Source organism: Cohnella sp. OV330 (assembly GCF_900112065.1).
In the GTDB taxonomy this organism is placed as follows: domain Bacteria; phylum Bacillota; class Bacilli; order Paenibacillales; family Paenibacillaceae; genus Cohnella.
In genome coordinates this window covers 493,497-518,034 of sequence record NZ_FOKE01000004.1, presented here as the reverse complement: position 1 = coordinate 518,034, position 24,538 = coordinate 493,497, and the positions used below count along the sequence as shown (strand labels likewise).

At 62.5% G+C, this 24,538-nt stretch carries 12 protein-coding genes; 10 read left to right on the top strand and 2 right to left on the bottom strand.

All coding sequences use genetic code 11. The features are described from left to right. The first annotated feature begins 50 nt into the window (after nucleotides 1-50). The gene (locus BM235_RS12340) at nucleotides 51-4,454 is read left to right on the top strand and encodes a DUF4962 domain-containing protein (RefSeq protein WP_090113249.1); all 4,404 of its coding nucleotides are present in this window, start codon (nucleotides 51-53) and stop codon (nucleotides 4,452-4,454) included. Between the two features lie 166 nt (nucleotides 4,455-4,620). On the opposite strand, the gene BM235_RS12335 is transcribed toward BM235_RS12340, so the two are convergent. Continuing rightward, nucleotides 4,621-6,075: a SulP family inorganic anion transporter gene (locus BM235_RS12335; RefSeq protein ID WP_090113599.1), complete on the bottom strand. Its 1,455-nt coding sequence runs from the start codon at nucleotides 6,073-6,075 to the stop codon at nucleotides 4,621-4,623. Nucleotides 6,076-6,318: 243 nt separating this feature from the next. Here BM235_RS12335 and gpmA point away from each other — a divergent pair, with 243 nt between their 5' ends. Further along, nucleotides 6,319-7,101, top strand: coding sequence for a 2,3-diphosphoglycerate-dependent phosphoglycerate mutase (gpmA, locus tag BM235_RS12330; protein ID WP_090113247.1), 783 nt, complete (start codon nucleotides 6,319-6,321; stop codon nucleotides 7,099-7,101). 74 nt (nucleotides 7,102-7,175) lie between these two features. Here the strand turns inward: gpmA and BM235_RS12325 are convergent, their stop codons facing one another. Continuing rightward, entirely contained in the window at nucleotides 7,176-8,153 is a 978-nt protein-coding gene (locus tag BM235_RS12325; RefSeq protein WP_090113245.1) for an aldo/keto reductase, read from the bottom strand. Between the two features lie 377 nt (nucleotides 8,154-8,530). Between BM235_RS12325 and BM235_RS12320 the strand changes: the two genes are divergently transcribed. From BM235_RS12320 to BM235_RS12285, 8 genes are all read left to right on the top strand, one after another. After that, nucleotides 8,531-9,886, top strand: coding sequence for an extracellular solute-binding protein (locus BM235_RS12320; protein WP_090113243.1), 1,356 nt, complete (start codon nucleotides 8,531-8,533; stop codon nucleotides 9,884-9,886). Between the two features lie 83 nt (nucleotides 9,887-9,969). After that, complete coding sequence (locus BM235_RS12315; protein WP_090113241.1) at nucleotides 9,970-11,274, top strand: sugar ABC transporter permease; 1,305 nt, start codon at nucleotides 9,970-9,972, stop codon at nucleotides 11,272-11,274. Further along, on the top strand, nucleotides 11,274-12,116 hold the full coding sequence (locus BM235_RS12310) for a sugar ABC transporter permease (protein WP_090113239.1): 843 nt from the start codon (nucleotides 11,274-11,276) through the stop codon (nucleotides 12,114-12,116). Before BM235_RS12315 ends, BM235_RS12310 begins: the two co-directional genes overlap by 1 nt. 46 nt (nucleotides 12,117-12,162) lie before the next feature. Next, on the top strand, nucleotides 12,163-18,519 hold the full coding sequence (locus BM235_RS12305; protein ID WP_090113237.1) for an S-layer homology domain-containing protein: 6,357 nt from the start codon (nucleotides 12,163-12,165) through the stop codon (nucleotides 18,517-18,519). 150 nt (nucleotides 18,520-18,669) lie between these two features. After that, nucleotides 18,670-19,341, top strand: coding sequence for a ribonuclease H (gene rnhA / locus BM235_RS12300; RefSeq protein ID WP_090113235.1), 672 nt, complete (start codon nucleotides 18,670-18,672; stop codon nucleotides 19,339-19,341). Nucleotides 19,342-19,396: 55 nt separating this feature from the next. Continuing rightward, nucleotides 19,397-21,121 (top strand): ABC transporter substrate-binding protein, encoded by a 1,725-nt coding sequence (locus BM235_RS12295; RefSeq protein ID WP_090113233.1) that lies wholly within the window; start codon nucleotides 19,397-19,399, stop codon nucleotides 21,119-21,121. Beyond that, entirely contained in the window at nucleotides 21,118-22,905 is a 1,788-nt protein-coding gene (locus tag BM235_RS12290) for a cache domain-containing sensor histidine kinase (RefSeq protein WP_090113222.1), read from the top strand. Before BM235_RS12295 ends, BM235_RS12290 begins: the two co-directional genes overlap by 4 nt. Continuing rightward, a complete protein-coding gene (locus tag BM235_RS12285; RefSeq protein ID WP_090113220.1) occupies nucleotides 22,880-24,487 on the top strand; it encodes a helix-turn-helix domain-containing protein in 1,608 nt (535 codons plus the stop codon). The genes BM235_RS12290 and BM235_RS12285 overlap by 26 nt, the downstream gene beginning before the upstream one ends. The last annotated feature ends 51 nt before the right edge of the window (nucleotides 24,488-24,538 follow it).

Genomic DNA, 24,538 nt, shown 5'->3' with positions numbered 1-24,538 from the left:
TTTGCAACACATCAACCAACAGGGAGAACGTTCCCGGGAAGAGGTTTACGATGGATAAAACGGTATTAAGGCACAAATTTCCCGTTTTGTTTTTGACGCTTGCGCTTGCCGTCGGCTTGCTGCCCCAAGGCTTAAAAGGGAGAGCGGTGCAAGCCGCGAATTGGCCCTATGGCGAGGAACGGGTCGCCAATGGAAACTTCGAAACGACCGCTAGCGGCTTTCCCACCGATTGGACCCTCAAGACGCCGAACACGGCATCCTATATCTCGATGGACACTGCGCTCAAATCCAGCGGATTGCAAGGATTAAAATTAACGGATGCCGCTGGCGGAAGCAGAGAGGTCGGCGTCGTGTCGAATCCGGTCCCGATCGTCTACGGCGCTACGTACGCGGCTGAAGTAAAGGCGAACGTGTCGACGGGGACGGTTCATCTCAAGGTTCAAACCAAAGATGCAAGCGGCAACCTGGGTCCCGAGTCGTATATGACCGCTTCGACTTCGGTAACCGGCTGGCAAACGCTGTCGGTCACGTTCACGCCGCCCCAGGCTTTCAGCGCAACGGCGGTCGTGTCCGTGTACGAGTCTGCCTCGCCGGCGTCCGCCTTGGCCACGATCGATGAAGTCACGCTGCGGCAAACGGGAAATTTGGCGGCGAACGGGGGTTTCGAGCTCGATCCCGGGACGCAGACCGGCTTTCCGGTCGGTTGGGTTCCTTTTGCCGCCAACGCGGCGCCTTCATCCGTGACGACGGAGACGGGGACGGCTAACGTCAGCGCGGGTGCCCGAAGCGTCAAAATCGTCGACAACAGCGGGACGGTCGGCACGATCGGATTAAAGACGCCGCCAATTCCGATCCGGCCGGGCGAAACGTACGACATTCAGGCCAAAGTCAAAGTCGACGCAGGCACCGTTGCGGTACTTGCCCGTTCTTTTGACGGCGGCGGCACGCAATACGGCCAGATTCCGGGCGTTACGCGGTCCGCGGCCGCAGGATGGCAGACGGTTTCCTTTTCGTATACGCCGCAGGCGCCCTATACGTCCACCCTCGTCCTGATGATTTACGGGCGCGACGAGAACGCCGCCACGACCGCTTATATCGACGAGGTGTCCGTCACGAGCGGCGAGCTGCTCTACAACCCAAGCTTCGAGTCCGGGACGGGCGCCTTGCCCGAGGGCTGGACCGCTTCGGGTTCGCCTGTGAGCGGCGCGAGCTGGGTAACCGCCCCTAACCCGGTCGATCACGGCAGCAAGGCCGTCAAGCTCGCGGATTCGGATGCTTCGATTTTGCAGCTGCAGAGCGCGCTCGTCAAGCATAAGCCAGGCTCTACCTATACCGCTTCGGTCAAAGCCAACGTGACCTCGGGGAAAGTGAAGCTGACGCTCCAATCCCTGAATTGGGGCGGGGCGGTGCTAAGCGAGGCAACAGCCGCCGTTCAATCGACCGCCGGCGTATCCGGGTGGCAAACGTTAAAAGTATCGGTGTCGCCGCCCGGCTATGCCTCGTCGGTAAGAGTGGCGCTGTCCACCGATTCGTCTTCTGCCGATACTGCCGTGTTCGACTCGGCCGAGCTGAGGTACGGCTGGCCCTTCGATGCGCCAACCGAGCCGCCCATGCCGTTCAGACCCGCCGACCGGTCGTCCGTCGAGCAGAATCCCCCGGATTTCTCCTGGCGCTACGTCGAGGGAGCGGATCAATATGAGCTTCAGATCGCTTCTAACGATACCTTTGATACGACCGTATTTGCCAAAGCGGGAATCCCCGTCAACGTGTTTAACCTTCCGAATACGCTGACGGCGGGTGAAAGCTATTATTGGCGCGTACGCTATCATCTCCCGCAAGGCTGGTCGGCATGGAGCGATACCCGGCAATTCGGCATTAAAGCGAACGCCGTTTCTTTTACGGTGCCCGATATCAACGCTTTGTTGAACAGCGTACCGACAGGCAGGCCCCGAATTTTAACGACCGCGAGTAGGTTAAACGCGTTCAGGCAGCTTAAGGATAACGTAGGCGCGCCTATTTATAATTTTGCTAAAACGAGAGTAGACGGCATGATCGCGGCTCAAACCGGCGCGCCGAGCGAGCCCTCGTCGACGTCGGACGTGTTCGGGATCACCTCCGGAGAAACGACGACCATCTTGTCCGGGGCGTTAATGTATTTGATTACGGCGGAATCCAAGTACCTTTCGTTCACGAAAACGCGCTTGATGAACATCGTCGGCTGGAACCCGAACGGGACGACGAGCTATGCAAACGACGACCGATCGTTCCGCGAGATCGTATTGGCCTCCGCCGTCGCCTACGACTGGCTGAACGTAACGAACAACAGCGCTTTTACCCTTGCCGACAGACAGCAATTGCTGACCGCCATTCATACGCGGACGCAAACGCTTTACAACGACATTCTCGATGCCCATTCGCTCTACAAGAAACCGTATGATTCGCATGGCGGAACGGCCGCCGGCTACGTGGCGATCATCGCGACGGCGATGATGCACGAGACGGGGACCGTGAACGGCATTTCCATGCACGACTATGCCAAGGAGTGGTTCAGAAAATCGGTTCCGGTCCGAATCAATTGGTATCCGCCGGTGGGCGGAGAGCAGGGGGGCTGGGCGTCTGGCACCGGCTATTGGGAAGTGTCGCACCTGGCGGACAAGAGAGTGGCGGACGTCTTGCAGGCGGCTACCGGCGTGAATTTGTATAACAAGGCCTTTTCCCTAAACGAACAGTATCTCGTTCCCTACTTCTTGCCGGTCGGGTCGCCGAGCAATCATTTCGGCGACAGCGCCGAAAAGCCGATGAACGGCGAAACTGTCAACCTCCTGAGGCGGCAAGCGCAAATATACGGAAACGAGAGCGCCCAGTGGGCAGCCGCGGCCGCGCCGGTCGCGCTGGATCCTTACAAGTTGTTCACCTACCCTTACGGCGACGATAGTGTCGCGAAGCGGCCGCCGTTCGAGCTTCCTTCGGCCCGCTGGCAGAAGGATGTCGGCTGGGTCGCCATGCACTCCAGCCTGTACGACCCGGACCGAATTTCGTTGTACTTCAAGTCCAGCGTTTACGGCAGCTACAATCACAGCCACGCCGATCAGAACAGCTTCACGATCGATGGCTTCGGCGAAAAGCTGGCGATCGATGCCGGATATTACGACGCCTACGGGAGCGATTTTCACAACAATTATTACCGCACGACCTTGGCCCATAACGCTATTACGTACGACGGCAACAAGGGACAGAAAACCAACGACATCCGCGCAGCGGGCAGAATCGCGGGATTCGCGTCCATCGAAGCGTTCGACGGAACCGTAGGGGACGCGACTGTCGCCTACAATCAGGATCCCGCGTTGACCGGCCTGGACCTGGCCAGAAGAGGGATCATCTACGTCAAGCCGAACGCCTTCGTCGTCATCGATAAGCTAGATGCGAAGGGGACATCCAGCGTCCCGTTCGAGTACTTGCTCCATGCCGACGGCACTTTAACGGTAGACGGCAATTCGCAAGGGGCGACGATCGAGAAAAATCAAGCGGCCATGAACGTCCGCATGATTTATCCGACCGTCTCGAGCGCATCGGTCACTTCCGATTTTAAGACGGCGTCCGGCACGACGATCTTTCCTGCCCTGAACCCGCAGAAGCCTTCGCAGCGGCACGCCAAGTTTACGTTTCCTTCGGCTGCGGCGCAGACGATCATCTCCACCTACCAGCCGTATCGGACCGGCTCGCCGCCAGTGGCCATAACTTCGCAGAACCATACGACTTATCAGAGTCTTGCGTTCTCCGACGGAACCATGGTGTACGTACGATTGGCGGGCAGCGGGCTCATCGAGGTGAACGCGAATTTCAAATTCGACGGCACGGCCGCCGTCGTTCGCGGGAGTAATGTCCTGCTGCTGGATGGCGTCCGATTGGAGAAAGACGGCGTCGTCCTGCTCCAATCGAACGTTCCGGCCACCATCGCGGCAAGCGCTGCGGAGATTTCCATATCCGGCGACGCGCCCGAGCTCGAAGTCCAATTCACGAACGCGGCGACCAAGCTCTACGACGAGGCTTACTCGGAAGTGTCTTCGGGCGGAAGCGCGGATGCCAACATGATCGCGAAAGGCGTTCACTGGACCAAAGCCGGAGGCGTGCTCACCATTCGGTCCGAATCCGGCAGACGCTTCAAGTTGAACGCCGCAACGAAACCGGTTCCCAAGCCAAGCGTGACGCTCACCGTGAAATTGAACGGAACGATTATCGGCACGCATGCTTTGGCGGCACACGGAACTTATGCGGGCGGTACGGCCAGCTACGGCCAATTGACCAGCATTGCGGCAGGCACCTACAGCATCGTGAGCGCTCCTGCAGGGCTCATTTTCGAGAAAGGAGGCGCAACATCGGGGACGAAGACGTTCGCGAGTTCGCCATGGGTGATCCTGGACGGCGCCGGAGGCGTCCTGGAGTTGACATCCTGATCGTCGAACTGCGAGTAAAGCCGGGACGAACGGTACAACGCATCGGGCGTCACGAAGCGTCGGGAAATCACGGTGAAGGCAAAGCAACGCAAAAAAAAAGGCCGCCTGCGGGCGGTCTTTTGCTTTTTGATGCGCCTGGAATGCAAGGCGAAGGAGGGCGTTGGCGCTAACTGGCTTTAGTCGCGCCGGACAATCCCGAGCGCTCCAGCAGCCTGCGGCTATCTTCGTTCAATCCGACGATCTGCACCGTTTTGCCGTACTGCTCGTACTTGCCGACCGCCTTCGCGATCGCCGTGACGGCCGAGTGATCCCAAACGTGCGAGGCCGAGAAATCGATCGTGATTTTCGAAGGATCTTCTTTGTAATCGAACAAGTTGACGAAGTGGTTCATCGTGCCGAAGAAGAGCTGGCCGGTGATCCGGTACACTTTGCGATTGTCCTTCGTCGTATCCGCCTGCGCCTTGATTTGTGCGGAGCGCCATCCGAAATAGACGGCGCTGAGCACGACGCCCGCAAGCACGCCGAGCGCGAGATTGGACGTAGCGACGACGATGCCGACGGTCACGACCATGATCAGCGCGTCGCTGCGCGGAATCTTGGCGAGCGTGCGGACCGAATGCCAGTCGAACGTGCCGATCGACACCATGAACATGACGCCAACGAGCGCGGCCATCGGAATCTCGCGGACGACGTCGCCCAGCACGAGGATCAAAAATAGCAGAAACACGCCGGCCACGAACGTCGAGAGCCGCGAGCGCCCGCCGGATTTGACGTTGATGACCGTCTGTCCGATCATGGCGCAGCCGGCCATGCCGCCGAACAGGCCGGAGACGACGTTGGCGATGCCTTGTCCGCGCACCTCGCGGTTTTTGTCGCTCTTCGTCTCCGTCATCTCGTCGACGATCGTCGCGGTCATGAGCGACTCGGTCAAGCCGACGACCGCAAGCGCGAGCGAGATCGGCACGATGCGCCAGATCGCCGCGAAGGTGAAGTCGATGTCGGGGAAATGGAAGAGCGGGAGCTTCTGCGTGATCGGGCCCATGTCGCCGACCGTCCGCAGGTCGAGGCCCAGGCTGACAGACACGATCGTCATGACGATGATAGCGACGAGGGCGGAAGGTACGGCTTTGGTCAGCAGCGGGAACAGGTAAATGATCGCGAGCGTGCCCGCCACCATCGCGTACATCTGCCAGTTCGCGCCTTCGAAGTTCGGCAGCTGCGCCATGAAGATGATGATGGCGAGCGCGTTCACGAAGCCGGTCACGACGGAATGAGGGATAAAGGTGATGAATCGTCCGAACCGCAACAGTCCCATGATGAATTGAATGGCGCCGGTCAGCAACGCGGCGGCGTAAATATATTCGATGCCGTACTTGGCCACGATCGGTCCCATGAGGGAGGCCATCGCGCCGGTCGCGGCGGAAATCATGCCGGGACGGCCGCCGACGATCGAGATCGTCACGGCGATGCAGAACGACGCGTACAAGCCGACCATCGGGTCGACGCCTGCCAGGATCGAGAAGGCGATCGCTTCCGGAATGAGCGCAAAAGCGACCGTCAACCCGGACAGAATGTCTCTGCGCGCGTTGAAGAACCAGTTGCTTTTCAATTTTTGAAACAACAAAAAAAACTCCTCTCGAAATGAACGAAAAGCACCGGGATCGTTGATGCGGTACCGTACCGATCGCGGTCTATGCCGTTCGAAAATGTCGCTTGTATAGGGCTTTCCTCTCAGAAAAGCCGGGGCCGTTTGTCGTCCGGTTCATTATACATGCTCCGGGCCGATTTGAACACCCTGGGCGAATGTCCTCGGCGAGGGAATGCGGTTATAATACGAGAAGCGAGAGGAAACGGAGGGAATGGCATGAAGATCGTATTCGTGAGGCACGGTCAGAGCGAATACAACCTGGAAAACCGGTTCACGGGCTGGACCGATTCGGATCTGTCCGAACAGGGGCTCAAGGAAGCGCGGCGCGCGGGACAGGTGCTGCGCGCGAACGGATTCGCCTTCGACGCCGCCTTCTCGTCGGTGCTGACGCGGGCGATTCGGACGATGGGCATCATTCTGGACGAGCTCGACCAGCTTTGGATCCCGGTCTCCAAGAGCTGGCGGCTCAACGAACGCCATTACGGCGCGCTGCAAGGGCTGAACAAAGCGGAGACGGCTGAACGTTACGGCGCCGACCAGGTGCTGCTCTGGCGCAGGTCCGTGAGCGAGCGTCCGCCGGCGCTCGAGCGGGACGACGAAAGGTATGCGGGCGACGATCCCCGTTATAAAGACATCGACGGCGACGTTCCGCTGACGGAAAACCTGGACGACACGGCAGACCGCGTGCTCGTCTATTGGGAGAAAAAAATCTTGCCCGAGCTGTCGGCGGGGCGCAAGCTGCTGCTATGCGCGCACGGCAACACGCTGCGGGCGCTGATCCGGTACCTGGACGATCTGCCCGAGGACGGCGTCGTCAACCTCAACATTCCGACGGCGATCCCGCTCGTCTACGAGTTCGGCGACGATATGAAGCCTGTCAGGCACTACTACCTTGGCGAAGACGGACCGCTGTCGCAAGGGGAGATTCCGCACAAAATCTCGCCCGACCCGGCGCAGGATATGCCGACGAAGGGCGAGGGGCATCATGAACGGACATAATCGACTTTTTTAACGAGCATTGGTGTCCGTATCGCGCAAGTACATCGCGCCCGCTGCGGCTTAGGTTTGCAAGTTTAGGACAAGCGATAAACGGCGAACGGGCTGCCTTGCCGGAAATCGTCGCTGATCCGGTCCAGCCGGTCAAGCGTCGCTTCGGACAGATGCAGGGCATCGGCCTCCAGGTTGGCGCGAAGCTGCTCGGGCCGGGTCGCGCCGGCGATGACGGTAGCGACTGCGGGGCGGGCGAGCAGCCATGCGATCGCGAGCACCGCCGGCTGAACGCCGAGTTCGTCGGCCAGCGCGGCGACCTGCCTGCCTAGCTCGTCCGCGCGGCCGCCTAGGAACCGGCGGAACGAGGGATCGGTGTCGGCCCGCGACCCTTCCGGCGCCGCATCGCCCGCTGCCGCGTACTTGCCGGTCAGAATGCCGCCCGCGAGCGGGAAGTACGGGATGAGCCCGACGCCTTGGTCGAGGCATAGCGGAATGAGCTCGGTCTCGGGCGTGCGATCGGCGAGCGAATAGCTGGCCTGCGTGCAGACAAAGCGCTCGAACCCGCGCCGCTCGCTGACGCCGAGCGCCTTCATGAGCTCCCAGGCGGCATAGTTGGACGCGCCGATATAGCGCACTTTGCCCGCCGCGACCAAGTCGTCCAGCGTGCGCAGCGTTTCCTCCAGCGGCGTCGCCGGATCGAACGTATGGATCTGGTACAGATCCACGTAATCCGTCTTCAGCCTCCTCAGGCTGCCCTCCAGCTCCCGCTGAAGATGGAAGCGGGACGAGCCTCTGTCGTTCGGGCCTTGTCCCATCGGCAGCCCGGCCTTGGTGGCCAATACCGCTTCATGTCGTCTTCCCGCCAGCGCCTCCCCGATGATCGACTCCGACTGCGTACCTGCGTAGATGTTAGCCGTGTCCAGCATATTGATGCCGCTGTCTAGCGCCTCATGAACGATCCGGATCGACGTCTCCCGGTCCGAGCGCTTGCCGAAAGCGTTCGTGCCGAGGCCGATCGCCGAGACGCGAAGCCCGCTTTGGCCCAGTGAACGATACTGCATGCCAATTTCCTCCCCGTTTCCTCGTTTTATTCCAACCGCTGGATACCTGATTGTCTCATGCCCATCTGGAATGATCAACCGCGCAGAACGACGGCTGCCGATACCTAGCTATCCGTGAGCATATGCCCGCCACCGCCCTAACCGCGCAAACCTCGCTTGCAGCCAGCGCCAGGCGATCAATCGCCGCCGAAGCAGCGCTTTTGTTGCGAACCAGCTGACCTCGCCCGTTCTCTCCTGGTCACAATCTTGCGATCACCGGTCACTAGGTTGGTAGTTACCCCCTGCCGCTCTGCCTTAACATGAAGGCAAGCAAGATCAATGCGGCCAATAAACGTCGCAACCATCCTACGGTCCAGAGGGAAAGGGAGTCCGAACAAATGCTAAACAAAAAGGTAATCGCCATCCCGCTCGGCACGCTGCTCGTGGCCGGCGCGCTATCCGCCTGCGGCGGCAACGGCAACAACGAAGGCAACGACGCGGGCGCCGCTTCTCCGTCCGCCAGCCAGTCCGCATCCCAGAGCGCCTCGGCATCAGCGTCTCCAGTCGACTCGTCGTCGGCGTCCGCATCGGCCTCGTCCGACCTGCCCGCCAAGCCGGCCGAGCTGACGATCTGGCAGGACGACAACGCGGACAAAATCGCCGTCTCCACGGAGATCGCCAAAAAGTACACCGAGCAGACGGGCATCAAGGTCAATATCAAGCCTGTCGCGATGAACGACCAGCCGGACGTGCTCGCGCTTGACGGACCGGCGGGCAAAGGCCCCGACCTGTTCTATCAGCCCGGCATTGGCGCGCTCGTGATCAAAGGCCTCGTGCAGGAGATCAAGACGCCGCAGGAGACGCTGTCCGCCTATACGCCGGAAGCGCTGGCTGCGCTCAGCCAGGACGGCAAGCTGTACGGACTTCCGGCCGTCACCGAGACATATGCGCTGTTTTACAACAAAAAGCTCGTGCCCGAAGCCCCGAAAACGATTGCGGACCTCGAGAAGATCATGGCCGAGCAGACGGATGCCAAAAAGCAGCAGTACGGCTTCCTGTTCGAAGCGACCAACTTCTATTACGCCTGGGCGTTCATGGGCGGCAACGACGGCTATATTTTCAAGCCGGACGGAAGCGGAGGCTTCGATACGAAGGATATCGGCTTCAACAAGGAAGGCGCGGTCAAGGGCGGCCAGCTCATCCAAAGCTGGTTCCAGAAGGGATATATTCCGAAGGACGTCAACGGCGACATCGTCGGCGGCCTGTTCGGACAGGGCAAGGTCGGCGCCATCGTAAACGGGCCTTGGGCGATTCAGGATCTGAAAAAGCAGCTCGGCGACGACCTCGCCGTCGCGCCGCTGCCGACGCTCGAAAACGGCAAGCGCCCGACCTCGTTCATCGGCGTCAAGGGCTGGATGCTCTCGAAGTTTTCCAAGTCTCCGGAGTGGGCGTCCGACCTGGCCGCCTTCATGACGAACGAAGAAAATTCGCTCTATTACTTCAAGCAGACGGGCGAAGTGCCGCCGGTCAAAAGCGTGCTCACGAGCACCGACCTGACGGGAGATCCGCTGGTGTTCGGCTTCTCCCAGCAAAACACGTACGGCATGCCGTTCCCGACCGTGCCGGAGCTCGATACGGTCTGGGATCCGATGGCGAACGCGTTGAAGTTCATCGCGAGCGGCAAGGACGTGCAGGGCTCGATGGACGACGCCGTGAAGCAGATCGAAGACAAGATCAAGATGACGGGCGCCTGATCGCAAGTCTCGCCAATCATGAAATCCGGTGGAGGGGCCCAGACGACGGCCGCCCCTCTTCTTTTTAAGGATGGTGTCTCAACATGCAAATTCAACAGGCCGCAACGGGCGGACCGCAAACTCTCGCGGGACCCAAGCCGCGGACGGCGGCGCTGCTGTCCGTCATTCCCGGGTTCGGGCAGTATGCCAACCGCCGTTACATCAAAGGCACGATCTTCCTGCTGCTGGCCGCAGCCGTCGGCATCGCCTTGTCCGCGCCGATCGTGAACGGCATTTATGGCCTGATCACGCTCGGCAGCAATCCCGAGACCGACGACTCGAGGACGCTGCTCGTCGAAGGCATCATCGCGGTGCTCTTGCTTGCCTTGTTCACGTCAGCTTACGCGCTAAATCTGCGGGATGCTTACCGTGACGCGGCCAAACGGCAGGAAGGACTGCGCATCCCGTCCGTCCGCCAAGCATTTCACGATAGCTGGGAGCACGGCTTCCCGTATTTCGTCATCGTGCCGACATTCATGCTGCTGACGATGATCGTCATTTTCCCGCTGCTGTTCATGATCTGCCTCGCGTTCACCAACTACAATCTGTACAACTCGCCGCCCGCGCACTTGCTGGATTGGGTCGCCTTCGACAACTTCGCCGCGCTGTTCACCGAAGGCGTATGGACGAAGAGCCTGCTCGCGGTGCTCACCTGGACGGTCGTGTGGACACTGGTCGCGACGAGCCTGCAGATCGCGCTAGCTTTTTTTCTCGCGCTGCTCGTTAACGACGCCCGCGTCCGCTTCAAAAAGCTCATCCGCACCGTGTTCATCCTGCCTTGGGCGGTACCGTCGTTCATGACGGTACTCGTGTTCGCTGCCATGTTCAACGACACGTTCGGCTCGGTCAACCGCGACGTCATGTCGATCTTCGGCACGTCGGTCCCGTGGCTGACCGACCCGACCTGGGCGCGGATCGCGATCATTTTCGTGCAGATCTGGCTCGGCTTTCCGTACGTGTTCACGCTCGTGACGGGCGTCCTGCAGAGCATCTCCAAAGACTGGTACGAGGCGGCCGACGTCGACGGGGGCTCCCGCTGGGACAAGATGCGCTTCATCACGCTGCCCCATGTGCTGTACGCGACCGCGCCGCTGCTCATCATGCAGTTTTCGTACAATTTCAACAACTTCAACATCATTTATCTGTTCAATAAAGGCGGGCCGCCGGTGCCGGGCCAAAGCTCGGGAGCGACCGACATTCTGATCTCCTGGGTGTACACGCTCACGTTCGACCAGAACAACTACAAGATGGCCGCCGCGATCTCGATCATCATGGGGCTCGTCGTCGCGCTGTTCGCGTTTTTCCAGTTCCGCCGCACGCGCTCGTTCCGAGAGGAGGGCATGTACTGATGGGTCGCACGCTCAAGTCGCGGCTGGAGGTAGCCGGCATCTACCTCGTCGTCCTGATCATGTTCGCCGTCATCCTGTACCCGCTGCTGTGGGCGGTCAGCATCTCGCTCAATCCGGGCACGAGCATGTTCAGTTCCAAGCTCATTCCCGACTCGCTGTCCCTCGAGCACTACAAATGGCTGTTCTACGATCCGCGCAGCGATTACGTGCTCTGGTACAAAAACACGATTTACGTCGCCGTGCTGAACGCGTTGTTTTCCGTCATCATGGTCGGGCTCGTTGCGTTCGTCTTTTCCCGCTATCACTTCGCCGGGCGCAAAAATAGCATCTATGCGGTGCTGCTCATGCAGATGTTCCCGGTGCTGATGGGCATGGTGGCGATCTATCTGCTGCTCAATCTCGTCGGCCTGCTCGATACGTTCGCCGGACTCATCATCTTTTACGTGATCGGCGGGCTGCCGATGAACGTGTTCCTCGTAAAAGGCTACATGGACACGATCCCGCGGGATTTGGACGAGTCGGCGAAAATGGACGGTGCGGGGCATTTGACGACGTACTTCCGCATCCTGTTCCCGCTCGTGCGGCCGATTTTGGCGGTCGTGGCGCTGTTTACGTTTATGGCGCCGTTCATGGACTTTCTGACGCCGCGCATCATTCTCCGCTCCCCGGAGAAGTTCACGATCGCGCTCGGCCTGTTCAGCTTCATCAACGACAAGGTCGGCAATAACTTCACGATGTTCGCGGCCGGGACGATCCTCGTCGCGCTGCCGATCGCGGTCGTCTTTCTCATCCTTCAGCGCTACCTGATCGCAGGGCTTGCAGAAGGCGCGACGAAAGGATAGCACGCAAAAAAGGAGCCAAGCTTCGTAAAAAGGGAGAGGGTCCGTCATGAGGTTACGTTGGCGAAAATGGCCGGCGCTCGGCCTGATCGCGGCGCTGCTGCTCGCGCCGCTGCAGGCGTTCGCCGAGCCGGCCGAGCCGGCAGGGGCCGCGGCGCAGGACGCGGGCGGGTATGTCCGGTTCAAGGACGACTGGAAAGGAAAGTTTTTGTTCGAGGACGCGGCAGGACGGGTGCGCTACGGTACGACGGCGCTGTCCGATCCCGCCGCGCAGTGGCGGATCGAGGACGCGGGCGAAGGCAAGAAGCTCATCCGCAACCGGCAGAGCGGACGGGTGCTCGATATGACGTCCGTAACGCCGGACGCCCGGATCGCGGATCCGCTCGAGACGACGTCCGCGGACGCGTCGACGCCTGGCGCGCTTTGGCTCGTGAACGACGTGCCGGGCAGGCCGGGCGCCGTGAACGTCGCAAGCGCGGGCTTTGCGAGCCGGCTGCTCAACGTCCAGACGCAGGACGGCTACGCGCACGCGAACAACTGGGCGCAGGCGGGCTGGGGCAGTGCGACCTGGCACGTCGAAGCGGCACCGTCCGCCGAAGCCGTTCGCCTATTGAACCCGTGGAAAGGAACCTACCTGTTCGAGGAAGCGGGCAAGGTCAAGTACGGGGCGCCTGCGGTCACGGACCGCGCTTCGCAATGGTTCGCGGAGACGGCCGACGGGAAAACGACGTTTCGCAACCGGGCGACCGGTCATTTTATGGATATGAAAAACGTCGCCGCGGCGGATGCCGTCGCGCAGCCGCTGGAGGCGCTGCCCCCGGAGGAAGGAGAAGGCGGGAAGACGGCGCAATGGCTGGTGTCCGCGCCCGATGCTTCGGGGCAGGTCAGCGTGTCGAGCGCGGTGTACGCGAACCGGCTGCTGAACGTGGAGTCGCAGGACGGCTTCGCGCATGCCAACGACTGGGCGCAGCCTTCCTGGGGCAGCGCGCTGTGGAAGCTGCAGCCGGCGGCGGAGGTCGAGCCGGTGCGGCTCGCGGACGGCTGGAAGGGCGGATACCTGTTCGAGGACGCAGCGGGCGGCGTCAAATACGGCACGCCTGCAGCAGACGATCGGCTGGCATTATGGCTCGTATACGTTACGGCCGGCGGCACGCTGATTCGCAACGCGCAAAGCGGCCATTACCTTGCCGCAGGCGAGCCCGCAGCTTCGGCGTTCGAGCCGTTTGCCTGGGCAATGGCGCCGGCGAAGGATTCGGGCGGCAGCTCGGTGGACGACCATTATACGTTCGCCGATCCTGCCGATTCGTCCGCGCTGTTGAACGTCCAGGCGCAGGACGGCGCGGGACACGTCAACGACTGGGCGCAGCCTTCCTGGGGCAGCGCGCAATGGCGGCTCGAGGATCCGGGGTCGGCGCCGGGCGGATCTGGCGAGCCGCCGGCGCCGAGCTATATCCGGATCAAGAGCAGCTGGCTGCAACTGTATATGTACGAGGAGGACGGCATCGTCAAATACGGCAACGCCGTCGCCGGAGACCCGAAGGCGGAGTGGCTGGTCGTATCCGGCGAAGGCTACAAACGGATTCAAAACCGCGCGACGGGACATTTCGCGACGCTGGACGGCGCGTCGGACGCGCGCCAGCCGCTACGCGCCTCGGAGCTTGCCGAAGGCTCGACGGCGGGCGACTGGATCATCGAGGATTACCAGGGGGCCAAGGAGATTCACAGCGTTCGCGATTCGAACCAGGCAGCGGACGCACAGTCGTACATTCACGTCGAAAACAAACTGAAATTCGCGCAGTACGGCGTGATCGACCGGGATTGGAGCAGTCCGAAGTGGATATTCGTTCCGGCTGGGGACATCGGCGTGCCGCAAGGCTACGTGACGCTGAAGAACGGCTACAGAGGAACATACCTGTACGAGGACGACGGCATCGTCAAAGACGGCGCGCCGGATCCGGCCGATCCGGCCGCCCAATGGTCGCTCCGCCAGGGCGAGCAGGGGATGCTGATCGCAAATCGCGCGACGGGGCATCTCGTGACCAACGAGCGCGTGACGAGCTACGAGAGCGCGCTCGAGGCGCTCGACATCGATCCGACCCTGGGCAGCGCGCAGTGGACGATGACGGACGGCGCCGAAGGCCGCAAGGTGTTCACGAACGTCTGGAAAAACGACCAGCGCATCCACGACGAAGACAACAAAGGCTTCGCCCAGTCCAGCGGGGTACCTGCCGACTGGGGCAGCGCGCAGTGGCTCGTTGAAGAGGCACCGTTCGTTCCGTCTGCGCTGCCCGCCGGTTTTGTCCGCATTAAAAACGGCGCGACCGGCCAGTATCTGTATGAAAACGCGCGCCAAGTCGTTCTCTACGGCAACCCGGCAGCGGACGACGCGTCCGGTCACTGGCGTATCGATCGCGGACCGGAAGGGGATCGCTTCGCGAACCGCGCGACGGGCAACGTCATGTCGATCGCGGGCGCGCAGGCGTATCTGGAGACGGAAGAAGTCGCCGGCGCTTCCGAAGCTTCGCTGTGGCACGTCGAGGATGCGCCGGTCGCAGGCGGCTTCCTGATCCGAAGCGGCGCTGCCGGGCATCTCGACGAGTACTTGCATAGCGAGGACCGTACGGGCTATGCCCAATACGATCTGCGGTCGATCGAGAGCGCGGGCGTCCGGTGGACGCTGGAGACGGCGCCTGCCGAGGCGCGTCCCCCGGTTCCCGAAGCGGAAGACCTGAACGGCGCGACGCCGGCGATCGCGGACGCCAACGTATATGAGCTGGCGAGCGATCCAAATGGCAGTTGGCTGGTAGGGGCGGGCGGCGAGGCCAAGACGGTCGCCCAGACGCAAGCGGCTGCAGGCGCCCGATGGCTGCTGGAAGCGTACAACGGGTATACGCGCGTCAGGCAGGCGGACGCCGAGCTGTATTTGACGGCCGATTCGGCGGGCAAGGTCGCGTTGTCGCCCGACGGCACGGCGCTCGGCGCGCAGTGGCGCTTGTCCCAAGACGCCGGGCTGACGTCGCTTGTCAGCGCTCGCTGGCCCGGGCTGTCGTTGGCGGCCGACGCGAGCGACGGCTCGCTCGGTCTTGCGGCCGAGGGCTCGGCCGCGACCCGCTGGCAGCTTCGCCCGCTGAAGGGCACGGTCGCGTACGAAGCGGAAAACGCGTTCGCACGGGGCGGCGTGTCGATCGGGACGGCCGGAGGCGTCTCGTACGCGGAGCGCTTCGCAGGCGAAGACGCGGCGCTGTTCTTCGCCGTGGACGCGCCGGTGGCGGGGAGCTATGCCGCCTCGATCCGCTACCGCGGCGAAGGGCGCGTGGCGCTGTCCGTGAACGGCGTCCGCATGCAGACGCTGTCGTTGGACGGGGGCGCCGGCGGCTGGCGCGAAGCCGCGTTCGCGCTGCCGCTGCGCGCAGGGTACAACAGCGTCGAGCTGGAGGGCGAAGGCGCACCCTCGGACGCCGTCGCGGTCGACGCGTTGATCGTCAGAGGCGCTGCGGCTCCGCCATCGCGTGGAGCCGACGTGCCTTACGAGACGTACGAGGCCGAACGGATGGCGACCAACGGACAGCTCGTCTCGGGCGACAGGGCATATGGCACGCTGTCCGCCGAATCGTCCGGCAGGCAGGCGGTGACGCTCGCGGCGACAGGCGACTACGTGTCGTTCCAATCGTCCGCCGCGGCGAACTATTTGAATATCCGGTACAGCATGCCGGATAGCGAAGACGGCGCGGGCTTGGCCGCTACGTTAAGCTTGTACGTGAACGGACAAAAGCGAGGGACGATTACCCTGACGTCCGAATTCAGCTGGGTGTACGGCAAGTACCCGTATTCCAATCAGCCGGCCGACGGCGATCCGCACCGCTTCTACGACGAAGCGCAGCAGTTCGTCGGCGACATCCCGGCGGGCGCGACCGTCATGCTGCGCAAGGACGAAGGAGACGCGGCCGCCAGCTATACGCTCGACTTCGCCGAGCTCGAGCTTGCGCCGGCGCCGTTCGAGATGCCGGCCGGCTACGTGTCGGCCGCACGGTACGGGGTCCTGCCCGATGACGGCAAGGACGATACGGCTGCGCTCGAGGCGGCGATCGACGACGCGCACCGCGAAGGGTTCGGATTGTGGCTGCCGGCGGGAACGTACCGGATCGATCGCCCGCTCGAGGTGAGCGGCGTCACGATCGCAGGCGCCGGGATGTGGCACACCAAGCTGACGGGCGCGGGCTTCATGGGGCGGGGCGATCGGGTCCGCATTCGCGATCTGACCGTCGACGTCGGCGTGAACGCGAGACGCGACGCGCTGCCGGAGGCGGGATTCGACGGCGCTTACGGCAAGGGCTCGTCGATTCAGCACGTATGGATCCGCCATGCGAAGGCCGGCATTTGGACGACGCTTAGCGACGACGCGTCGCTGGGTACGGAAGGCTTGTACCTGGGCGGCCTGCGCGTCAGGGATACGTATGCGGACGGCGTGCACTTCTCGACCGGGACGAAGCATTCGACGCTCGAGCACAGCTCGATCCGCAATACGGGCGACGACGCCGTCGCGCTGTGGTCGGACCCGCGCGAAGGCGCGAGCGACGAGCTGGCCCGCACGGAGGGCAACGTCGTGCGCTTCAATACGATCCAGCTGCCGACGCTGGCGGATAACGTCGCCGTCTTCGGAGGCAAGGACAACGCGATCCGCGACAACATCATCGCGGATACGATGGGCTTCGGCGCCGGCATCGCGGTGTCGACGCGCTTCAATCCGGTGCCGTTCTCGGGCACGACGGTCGTCGAGCGCAACACCCTGCTCCGCACGGGCGGCCGCGAGCCGAACTGGGGACAGGACTTCGGCGCGATCTGGCTGTTCGCCGGCGACAAGCCGATCGACGCGGACATCGTCATCCGCAACAACGAGGCGATCGATAGTACGTACCAAGGCTTCTACGCAAACGGCGACAAAGGCGTGCGGTCCGAAGCGGGCAGAAAGGTGCGGCTCGAAAACCTGGTCATCGACGGCGCGGGCACTTGGGGACTTCAAGTAAACGGGGACGCGAACGGTAGCGTCACGCTGGCGAACGTGCTCGTGCGCGGCGCGAAGCTGGGCAGGCAGTTCAATGGCGCGGGGGATGAGAAATTCAGGCTCGCGGCCGGCGAGGCGGCCGGCGGCGACGCTTCGGCGGGACGCAACCCGCAGGTCGTACCGGACGAAGCGAGCGTCCCGCCGGATGCGCCGGGTAACCCCGCCGTGAAGGAGCCCGCTACGCCGAAACCCGAGTCGTTCCAGCGCCTGGACGATGCGCTGCGCGGCATGCTGGCCGGCAAGCCTTCCGTCCTTCGCGTCCGCGCGGATGCCGCGGCGGACGGATCGGCCGCCGTCGCGATCGGCGCCGCCGCGCTCAAAGAGGCGGTCGCCGCAGTGCCGGGAGGCACGGTCGCGATCGAGACCGGAGACGTAAGCTACAGGCTGTCGCTTGCGTTGATCGCGCAGTGGTTAGCCGAAAAGGCGGGGGACGGCGAGCTGCTGCTGACGATCGCGCGGCCGGCTGCGGACGTCCAAAACGCCATGGCCGAAGCGGCTGCAATCGACGGTCTGACGCTAATCGAAGGCGCTCAATACGCATTCGAGCTCTATTGGTCTTCGGACGGATCGAAGTCGCCGATCGACGGCTTCGGCAGCGTGTTCGTCGACAGAAGCTTGAAGCTCCACGGAACGCTGAACGATGCCGGAACGGCCGCGCTCGTATATGATCCGAAGAGCCGCTCATTCCGTCCGGTGCCGGCACTGTTCGAAGCCGGGGGCGGTAACACGACGGTCACGATCCGCAGTACGACGAACAGCATTTATGTCCTGGCAGCCTCTTCGCGCGCCTTCGGCGATGTCGCGGGGCACTGGGCGAAGGGGGACATCGAGCTGCTCGCGGCAAAACGGATCGTGAACGGGACGGGCGCGGGCAAGTTCTCTCCAAGCGCCGCCGTGAGCCGCGCCGAATTCGCCGCGATGCTCGTCCGGGCGCTCGGTCTGAAAGGCGAGGGGGGCAAGGAGGCCTTCGCCGACGTCCAAGCCGACGATTGGTTCGCAGCGGATGCGGAAGCCTCGGCCCGCTTCGGGCTGGTCCGGGGCATCGGCGGCGGCCGGTTTGCGCCGTCGGCGCCGGTGACGCGCGAGCAGATGGCGGTCATGCTGGCGGCCGCGTTCAAGCTGGCTCCCGAGGCGCAGACATCCGCGGGCACTGCGGCCGCACTCCCGGACGTCACTGACGCGAGTTCGATCAGCGTCTGGGCGCGCGAGGCGACCAAGGAGCTGATGCGCCTAGGCCTGCTCCAAGGTCGCCCGGACGGCACGTTCGCGCCTAAGGCGACTGTCGCGCGCGCCGAGGCCGCGGCTGCCCTCAGGCGACTGATGGTCGGCATGAAGCTGCTTTAACCGACAAGCGATCCGCATGAATCTGTCCGTGCCTCCGCCCCGAAAAGGGCCGGGAGGCACGGATTTTTTTGCGCGTACAATATGTTACAATCAATGTTTGAACGAGGGGCCGCGCGCAAGGCGCGCCGGGCGCATGGAGGGCAAAAAGACATGGCGGGAAAATATTATGTCGTCTGGGAAGGCGGCGCGCCGGGCATTTACGACTCGTGGCCGGCATGCCAAGCCCAAGTATCCGGACGCAAGGACGCGAAGTACAAATCGTACGGCAGCAAGCCGGAGGCGGAGCGGGCTTACCGGGAGGGCTGGAAAAAGCATTGGGGGCAAGGCGGCGGGAAAAGCGCCTCGGGCGCATCGGCCAGGTCCGCGGGAGCGGGAGAGAAGCTGCCGCTGTCGCCGGAGCAAGCCGCGGGCGAGATCGACTTCGACAGCGTGTCGGTGGACGTCGGCACGCGCGGCAACCCGGGTCCGGTCGAATACAGAGGCGTGGATACGCGAACGGGCGACGTGTTGTTTTCGGTCGGACCGATCGATAAGGGAACGAACAACCTCGGCGAATTTCTGGCGATCGTCCACGCGCTCGCCTATTTGAAGCAGCGGGGAAGTGCGAAGACGATCTACAGCGATTCGCGCACGGCGCTCAAATGGCTAAAGCAAAAAGAAGTCGTGACGACGCTGCCGCGGGACGAGTCGACCTTCGAGATCTGGGCGCTCGTCGACCGCGCGCTCAGTTGGCTGCGCGTCAATACGTACCCGAACAAGGTGCTCAAGTGGGAAACGGAGCGATGGGGCGAGGTCAAGGCGGATTACGGCCGAAAAGGCTGACGCAGCAGCGATCCTTGCAAAAGAGTCTCTCTCCGTTTACTTGGAGCCGCTCGAGATGTCACCATTTGAACAGGATCGGTCACAATTTTGGTTGTCCGCGGCCGACCGCTGGCGGTATGATGAAGAATCGGAACCGGTCGACATGCGGCAAGCCGCCGCGTTCGCGATCGGGCCGGCGCTTCGCCGGACCGAACTCCGTCAAAGGTGGTCGTCCTCTTTGGGACCGATAAATAAGAAAGCGATTGCAATCGCCGTCGCCTGCGCGGCGGCCGGGCTCGTTTGGTTCGCGGCGGGCTTGGAGCGTGCGGACCGCGGCGCCGTTTCGCCCGGCGCGGAGCCGTCCGGCACGGTGCCCGCCAACGGGACGGCGACGTCCGGCGGCGCGTCGCCCGACACGATCGTCATGGCTTTTCCGGCGGGCACGCCGCGGGATCTGCAGCTCGTGCAGGACGAGATGAGCCGCTATTTGAATAAAAAAATCAACGCGAACATCAAACTGAAGCCGATCGACATGGGCAGCTGGTGGGATAAGACGGGCCTCATGTTCGCGTCGGGCGAGCAGATCGACCTGATGTTCACGGCAGGTTGGATGCGCTTCGGCGACGAGGTGGCCAAGGGCAGGTTCATTCCGCTCGACGATCTCCTCGAGCGCTATGGCGGCGGCATCCGCAGCCTGCTAAGTCCGGCCATCATCGAGGCGGGCAAGGTGAACGGCAGCGTCTACGGCATCGTCGCGAACAAGGAGTTCGCTTCCAGCAAGGGTCTGGTCATGCGCAAGGACCTTGTCGACAAGTACGGCATCGATTTGACGCAGGTTCGCGCCTTGTCGGATCTGACGCCCGTTTTCGCCAAGATCAAGGAGAACGAGCCCGGCATCGCGCCGCTGCAAGCCAGAGCCGACCGAAGCCCGCTGACTTTCGTGCTGCAATACGGTTTGTTCGACATGCTGGGGGATGGCCCCGGGGTACTGTCCCGCGCGGACGGTTCGCTTCGGGTCGTCAATCTGGCGGATACGCCCGAATTCGAAGCGAGCGCCAAGCTGATGCATGCCTGGAACGCGGCGGGATACTTCAATCCGGACGCGGCGGCGTCCAAGGACAGCGAGTACGAGGCGGTCAAGGCGGGCAAGGCGTTCGCCTTCGCCGAATCGCTCAAGCCGGGCTTCGAGATCCAGGCTTCCCGCAATACCGGCATGCCGATGACCGCGGTCGAGCTGACCAAGCCCTATACGACGACGGCGGACACGACGAGCGCGATGTTCGCGATCACCAAAAACGCGAGGCACCCGGAAAAGGCGATGATGCTGCTGAACCTGCTGTATACGGATCCGTATTTGCTCAACCTGCTCGATTGGGGCATCGAAGGCAAGCACTACGTCAAGCAGCCCGACGGGCAGATCGATTATCCGGAAGGCGTGGACGCCAAGACGGTCGGCTACAATCTCAATCAGTCGTGGATGTTCGGCAATCAGTTGAACTCTTACTTGTGGAGCAACGAGGATTCCAAGCTGTGGGAGCAGTACCGCGCGTTCAATGCGGAGGCGGACAAATCGAAGGCGCTTGGCTTCGTCTTCGATCCGGAGCTGGTGAAAAACGAGATCGCCGCCGTCGCCAGCGTCGACGAGGACTTTGCGCCGGCGATCAACACAGGGGCGCTCGACCCGGCGCTCGTCCTTCCGATGTACCGCCAGAAGCTGAAGGAAGCGGGCGCGGACGCCGTCATCGCCGAGAAGCAGCGGCAGCTGGACGCCTGGCTCGTGGATCGGGAGGGACGCCGATGAGACCGGCCACGCTTCGGTCGAGGCTCGTGCTCGGCTTCGCGCTCGTCACCGTGCCGTTGGTCGTGCTGCTGATCTGGAACAATCTTTACGCGACGCGAGTCGTGCATTCGCAGGTCGCCCAGTCCAACGAGAGCCTGCTGACGATGTACGTCAACGATATGGACAAAGCGCTTGAAGAGATCGAAAACTATTTGTACAAAACCGCCGAGCAGGACGACAGCCTGATCGCGCTCGGGCAAAACGCGAAGGGCTCCTGGGCGTATTACCTCGCGCAGACGCATACGGTGAACGATTTGTTTTTCAATACCAATTATTACGAAGCGGCGGACGTGCTGTTCGCTTACGGCGCGGCATCCGACAATCTGCTGCTCGCGCCGCAAACTTCGGTGCCGTACGCGCGCAAGCTGCTCGTCCAGGAGGCGCTGCGGCGTCTGCTCGCGCAGGCGGAAGGGAGCCGTCCCAGCTATTCCGGCTGGAACGTCGTCGAACTGGAAGGGTCCTATGCGCTCGTTCGGATCGTGGATACCGGCTATCGCTCCTATATCGGCGCATGGGTCGACCTTAACCGGCTGATGGAGCCCTTCCATAGTCTCACGAGGGACGGGGGCGGCCAGGCGGTATTGTCCGACGATTCGGGCAGGCTGCTGTCGCAGAGCGACGGTCCCCTGTCGGGCGAGACGCCGAGGGCGCTGCAAGCCTTGCCGGCGTCCGGTCAAAACCCGGCCGTCTACAATATCGTCAAGCTGGACCAACGGTATCTGCTGATCGGCAAAGCGTCGAGAAACGCCGGCTTGCACTTGTCGCTCCTGCTGCCCGAGCGGCGCGTGCTGGAGGGCCTGCCTTATTTTCGCGTGCTGACGTATTTGGTGCCCGTCGTCGCCGCGGGGCTGCTCGCCGTCTACCTGATCTTCTTGCAACGGGCCATCGTCAAGCCGATCGTAGGGCTCATCAGAGGGATGCGCCGCATCCGTTCGGGAGATTTGACCGCCAGGCTGGAGGACAACCGGCTCGTGGAATTCGTCGCGATCAACGAGACGTTTAACGGCATGGCCACGCAGATCGAGCATTTGAAAATCGATATTTACGAGGAGCAGATCCGTACGCAAAAGGCGGAGCTAAGCGCGCTGCAGGCGCAAATTCACCCGCACTTCTTCATGAACTCGCTGAACATCGTCTACCATCTCGCGCAGACGCGCAGCTACGACATCATCCAGCGCATGGCGCTGCACCTAGTCCGTTACTTCCGCTACGCGACCCGGACGCAGACGCCGTCGATCACGATCGGGGACGAGATGGCGCACATCAACGATTATTTGTCGATCCAGAAGTTCAGGTTCCCCGAGGCGCTTATCTTCGACTTCGACGTCGACCCGGCGCTTGCGGACTTCCAGCTCCCTCCGCTCACGGTGCAGCCGCTCGTCGAAAACGCGATGGTGCACGGTTTTTCGTTCAAAGGCGGCGAAGCGTACCGGATCGCGGTGCGCGTGTACGCGACGCGGGAAGGGACGGAGGAATCGGTCTGCATCGAGGTCGCCGACAACGGCAAGGGATTGGCCGCAGGGCAGGCGGCGGCGCTGGAGGAAATGGCGGCGGCCGCAAGTCCGAAGGACGGACATGTCGGACTGTGGAACATCGTGCGCCGATGCCGGTTGTTTTACAAGACGAACGTGAAGCTGCGGTTCGCGGACGGCGAGCCGCGCGGCGCCGTAGTGCGGCTTACGCTTCCGTTTCAATCGACCGCAAAGGAGGGGATCGCGCTTGATTCGGGCACTCATCGTCGATGACGAATATTACGCGGTAAAAGGACTGCAGTCCGGCGTGAATTGGCGAGCTGCGGGCGTAGACGAAGTATTCGAGGCGTTCCATGCCGAGATGGCCAGAGAGCTGCTCTCGCGCCAGGAGATCGACGTCATGATCTGCGACATCGAGATGCCGGAAGGCAGCGGGCTCGAGCTGATGGCTTGGGTACAGGAGCAAGGGCTAGCCATCGAGACGGTCGTGCTGACCTGCCACTCCGAATTCGCCTATGCGCAAAAGGCGCTTCAGCTCGGCGGGAGCGACTATCTCTTGAAGCCGGTCATTTATGAAGAGCTCGAAGAGGTACTGCGCAAGACGATCCGCAAGGTGGAGGACCGGCGCAAGCGCGAAGAAACGGGGGAGCTGTACCATAAATACGCCGCGCTGTGGAAAGGCCGCAAGCCGATTCTCCTCGAGCGCTTCTGGCAGGACTTGTTCGATGGCGATATCCGGCCCTCGAAGGATACCGTGGCGTCCGCGCTCAACGGCTTCGACGTGAGCGCGGACGAGCTCGGACAAGCGGCATTCGTCCTGCTTAGCGTCGAGGAGTGGCTGAAGCCGCTCAGCGAACGGGAAGAAGAGATCATGGAGTTCGCGCTGCGCAAGGCCGCCGAGGAGGTGCTGCTGGATGGGCGCGCCGGCAGCGTCTTCCGCGACCGCCGCGGAAACGCTTTTGTCGCGGTGCACGCCGGCGGCGGACGCGGCGACGTCAATCGCCTGATAGACGACTGCCGCGCCTATATTTCTGCGTGCAGAGCCTATTTTTATTGCAAGGTGTCGTGCTACGCGAGCGGCGCCGTACCGATCGAAGACGCGCGCCGAACGTACTTGCTGCTGCTCGGCGCCGAATACCGCAACGTGAGCCGGACGAGCGAAGCCATTCTCGTATCCGGCCGGCAGGAGACGCCGGATCTCGCCGAAGGCTGGGGCGCGGGCATGCTGCTCGACGCGGCCGACCTGATCGAGCGGCGGGACAAGGACAGCGTGATGCGCGCCCTGGATGCCAAGCTGGAGGAGGAGCGCGGAAGCGCGCTGACGCCTGAAACGCTTGCGGCCTGTTATCACGCGCTGCTCCAGGCGGTTTATTACGCGCTGCAGCGCAAGGGCTTTTCCGCGCATCTGTTGTACGGCGGCAAAGGAGCGACCGGTCCCGAGACGGCTACGCGCTCGGTTGCAAGGCTCCGGCAGTGGGCGGGCGAAGTGCTGGACGCGGCTTACGCGCTGCTGTCCGGCGGCGACAGCGAGAGTCCCGCCGTCCGCCAGGTCAAAGCCTATATCGCCTCGCATCTGGATCGCGACCTGACGCGCGAGGAGCTAGCGGCGCACGTGTATCTGAATCCGGCGTATCTATCGAGGCTATTCCGCAAGGAGACGGGGATGGTGTTGACCGATTACCTGCTTCAGGAGAAAATGCGCCGGGCTTCGGACCTGCTCGTGGGTACCGAGCGCACGATCAGCGAAATCGCGGACAGCCTCGGCTACGGCAATTTTTCGTACTTCGCCCGGCTGTTCCGCAAAGTGTACGGCATGTCTCCGCACGATTACCGCAAAGCCGTCCGAGGCGCGTAGACGGCAAGACGCCTACCCGTTCGCGACGCCGCGGCCGATTCCATACAAAAA

What these genes read in the sequence shown, in the direction of transcription:
- BM235_RS12340 (WP_090113249.1), top strand. Translation starts at nt 51, where the DNA reads ATGGATAAAACGGTATTAAGGCACAAATTTCCCGTTTTGTTTTTGACG.
- gpmA (WP_090113247.1), top strand. Translation starts at nt 6,319, where the DNA reads ATGAAGATCGTATTCGTGAGGCACGGTCAGAGCGAATACAACCTGGAA.
- BM235_RS12325 (WP_090113245.1), bottom strand. Translation starts at nt 8,153, where the DNA reads ATGCAGTATCGTTCACTGGGCCAAAGCGGGCTTCGCGTCTCGGCGATC.
- BM235_RS12320 (WP_090113243.1), top strand. Translation starts at nt 8,531, where the DNA reads ATGCTAAACAAAAAGGTAATCGCCATCCCGCTCGGCACGCTGCTCGTG.
- BM235_RS12315 (WP_090113241.1), top strand. Translation starts at nt 9,970, where the DNA reads ATGCAAATTCAACAGGCCGCAACGGGCGGACCGCAAACTCTCGCGGGA.
- BM235_RS12310 (WP_090113239.1), top strand. Translation starts at nt 11,274, where the DNA reads ATGGGTCGCACGCTCAAGTCGCGGCTGGAGGTAGCCGGCATCTACCTC.
- BM235_RS12305 (WP_090113237.1), top strand. Translation starts at nt 12,163, where the DNA reads ATGAGGTTACGTTGGCGAAAATGGCCGGCGCTCGGCCTGATCGCGGCG.
- rnhA (WP_090113235.1), top strand. Translation starts at nt 18,670, where the DNA reads ATGGCGGGAAAATATTATGTCGTCTGGGAAGGCGGCGCGCCGGGCATT.
- BM235_RS12295 (WP_090113233.1), top strand. Translation starts at nt 19,397, where the DNA reads ATGTCACCATTTGAACAGGATCGGTCACAATTTTGGTTGTCCGCGGCC.
- BM235_RS12290 (WP_090113222.1), top strand. Translation starts at nt 21,118, where the DNA reads ATGAGACCGGCCACGCTTCGGTCGAGGCTCGTGCTCGGCTTCGCGCTC.